Origin of the sequence: Shigella sp. FC1967 (genome assembly GCF_001743005.1) — a bacterium.
Taxonomy (GTDB): Bacteria; Pseudomonadota; Gammaproteobacteria; order Enterobacterales; family Enterobacteriaceae; genus Proteus.
This window is the reverse complement of sequence record NZ_MIIZ01001175.1, coordinates 1-554: the sequence shown is the minus strand read 5'-3', so window position 1 is coordinate 554 and position 554 is coordinate 1. Positions and strand designations below refer to the sequence as shown.

General features: G+C 45.8%; 2 protein-coding genes. One reads left to right on the top strand and one right to left on the bottom strand.

The annotated features are described in order from the left end of the window. Positions 1–173, bottom strand: a 173-nt coding sequence (gene tnpA, locus BHE89_RS19905) for an IS200/IS605 family transposase (protein WP_458694203.1), incomplete at its 3' end; no start/stop codon positions are given. Between the two features lie 192 nt (positions 174–365). On the opposite strand from tnpA, the gene BHE89_RS19900 reads away from it, so the two are divergent. Then, a partial coding sequence (locus BHE89_RS19900) for a helix-turn-helix domain-containing protein (RefSeq protein WP_171742454.1) occupies positions 366–554 on the top strand: 189 nt, incomplete at its 3' end.

Sequence of the window (554 nt, the reverse complement as noted above, 5' to 3'; positions counted from 1 at the left end):
AAATGTGTGTTTTGCTGGCGCAGCAGGCGCGACGATACTGATTTCAGATTGTTGACCATCACACTGACCGCCAGTTTTGGCGGGTAAGCAACCAGCAGATGCACATGGTCAGGCTCTCCGTCCATCTCAATAATTTCGCATTCAAAGTTTTGCCGCAGCGGAGTCAAATGCATCACGCAGTTGAGCGAGCATCTGTCCGTCAAATAGCTTACGTCGATACTTTGTCGTAAAGATCAGAGGCACGACCAGTTTACTGACACGGTGCCGATTTCAGAGGGAACCCGCCTGTAAATCATTATGATTACTCAATTGATATATTGCCCTAACATGTTAAAATAAAAACATTATATCAATGAGCGCTGATGATGTTAAGAGCAACAAAAGTACGCATCTACCCTACACCAGAACAGGCTGAATATCTCAACGCTCAGTTCGGTGCAGTTCGTTTTGCGTACAACAAAGCTCTGCACATCAAGAAAGACGCTTACCAGCGGCACGGCGTAAATTTAAACCCGCGTAAAGATCTTAAACCGCTGCTTGCCGTGGCGAAAAAA